Origin of the sequence: Rhizobium sp. L9 (assembly GCF_002531885.1) — a bacterium.
Taxonomy (GTDB): domain Bacteria; phylum Pseudomonadota; class Alphaproteobacteria; order Rhizobiales; family Rhizobiaceae; genus Rhizobium.
Genome location: NZ_NWSZ01000077.1, coordinates 1 through 2288, shown reverse-complemented (window position 1 = coordinate 2288; position 2288 = coordinate 1). Strand labels below are relative to the sequence as shown.

The following is a 2288-nucleotide window of genomic DNA, read 5'->3' as shown; positions in this document are numbered from 1 at the left end:
GTAAGCGACAAGCAGACCCCATCTGGCGAAGCAGCTTAGCGGTCGGCTATCGGTAGCGGACACGATGAACTGCTGTGAGCTTCTATGTCTGCGCCTAGCTCTGGAACTAGAACTTTTCATATGATCGAGGCTGTTGCGGACCGATTTGAGGGCGCGCCTCGGCAGCTTCGGCGGCGCTGGTCGGACGATTTTAAAGCGCGTGCAGTTGCAGAGGCACTCGAGCCTGGCTCGAGCGTGTCAGCGATCGCACGTCGGCTTGATATCCATCCGTCACAACTGTTTGGCTGGCGTCGCGCCGCCCTGGGCTCTCACAAGGAGAACATAGCGCCGATCGGTCATAAGGCAGTCACGCCATCTGCCGACGGCGCGATAATCGAAGTTCTGATTGGCGATGTCGTCGTGCGCGCTCCCGCCGATGTGGACGAAGCTCATCTGCAGCGTGTCATCCGGGCAGTTCGGTCAGCATGATCCCCGCAGGTGTAAAGGTCTTCCTCGCCAGTCACCCCATCGACTTTCGCAAAGGGCCGGACAGTTTGCTGTCGCTGGTGCGCGACGCCGGCAGTGATCCGTTCAATGGCTCGCTTTATGTCTTCCGGGCGAAGCGGGCGGACCGGGTCAAGATCGTCTGGTGGGATGGATCAGGGGTCTGCCTCTATTCCAAGCGGTTGGAGAAGGCGCAGTTCTGCTGGCCGCGGATCGGCCACAACCGGGTGCAGCTCAATCACGCTCAGCTCATGGCGCTCGTTGACGGCATGGACTGGAAACGGGTGCGCTCAGTGGCGGTGAAGCCGCCGGAGATTGTTGGGTAAAGGGCTGCGGCGAAGTGAATCAACCGCCTGAAAAGGCAGGAAAACCGGAGCAAATTGTGCTCTGGTAGGCCTCATGACGCCGCCCGATCTACAGCTCCCGGATGATGTAGAGACCCTGAAAGCCATGGTCCTTGCCATGGCCGAGAAGGCAGCGCGCACCGATGCTCTCGAGAGCGAGGTCGCAGACCTGAAAGCCAGAAACGCCGATGCCGACGAACGCATCGAGCGACTGACCCAGATCCTGAAAGCCTTCGATCGCGCCCGCTTCGGCCGGCAATCGGAAAAGCTCGGCTCTCCGGGCATCGATGATGAGCAGCAGGCTTTTGTCTTCGAGGAAATCGAGACCGGTATCTCGGCAATCCGAGCCAAGGTAAACAAGGGTGCCGCTGATCCCGATGCGAAACGTGCACCCCGGCCGCGCAAGGGCTTTGCACCTCATCTGGAACGAGTCGAAGTGGTGATCGAGCCGGATGAACTGCACGAACACATCGGCAAACAGAAGGTGCTGATCGGAGAAGACGTCTCGGAGCGACTGGACGTCGTGCCGGCGAAGTTCCGCGTCATCGTCACCCGGCGGCCGAAGTATGCCTTCAAGAACGAAGACGGCGTCATCCAGGCAGCCGCGCCCGCGCACATCATCGAGGGTGGCATTCCAACGGAAGCGCTTCTCGCCCAGATCGCTGTCTCGAAGTATGCAGATGGCCTTCCGCTCTATCGACAGGAGGCAATCTATGCACGCGACAAGGTTGAGCTTGACCGGAAGCTGATGGCCCAATGGATGGGCAAGCTCGGCTACGAGCTCGATATCCTGGCCGACTACATCCTCGCTGAGATCAAGAAGGCTGAGCGCATCTTTGCGGACGAGACGACATTGCCAACGCTCGCGCCCGGATCCGGATCGGCAAAGACAGCCTGGCTATGGGCTTATGCGAGGGATGATAGACCCTTTGGCGGTAGTGGCCCGCCGATGGTCGCCTATCGCTTCGAAGATAGCCGCGCTGGCGATCGCGTCGCCCGGCATCTGAATGGCTATCGCGGTATCCTTCAGGTGGACGGGCATGGTGCCTACAACAAGCTTGCCCGATCTGACGGCGGCAATGACGGCGTGATGCTGGCCGGCTGCTGGTCCCATAGCAGGCGCAAGTTCTACGAACTCCACGCCTCGGACAGCTCCAAGATAGCCAGCGAGACGGTGGAATTGATGGCAAAGCTCTGGGAGGTGGAAGCGGCGGCCCGGGGGCAGAGCCCTGACGCGCGTGTCGCGGCACGTCAGGCGACATCTGCTGCAGTTGTCACTGAGCTCTTCGCCCTGTGGCAAAAGACCCTGCCGCGGATCTCCGGCAAGTCGAAGCTCGCAGAAGCGATCCGCTATGCCACCTCGCGTCGCTCCATCTTCGAACGCTTCCTTACCGACGGCCGCATCGAGCTCGACAGCAACATCGTTGAGCGTGCCATTAGGCCCCAGACGATCACGAGAAA

General features: G+C 60.6%; 3 protein-coding genes. All 3 read left to right on the top strand.

Translation table 11 applies throughout. The annotated features are described in order from the left end of the window. Positions 1 to 120 precede the first annotated feature (120 nt). Positions 121 to 468, top strand: a complete 348-nt coding sequence (locus CO660_RS32255; protein WP_092755364.1) for a transposase — start codon at positions 121 to 123, stop codon at positions 466 to 468. Further along, positions 465 to 809, top strand: a complete 345-nt coding sequence (gene tnpB, locus CO660_RS32250) for an IS66 family insertion sequence element accessory protein TnpB (RefSeq protein ID WP_011053349.1) — start codon at positions 465 to 467, stop codon at positions 807 to 809. Before CO660_RS32255 ends, tnpB begins: the two co-directional genes overlap by 4 nt. A 73-nt stretch (positions 810 to 882) precedes the next feature. After that, positions 883 to 2288: IS66-like element ISRel15 family transposase (locus CO660_RS32245; protein ID WP_097601873.1), on the top strand; the 1406-nt coding region annotated here is incomplete at its 3' end.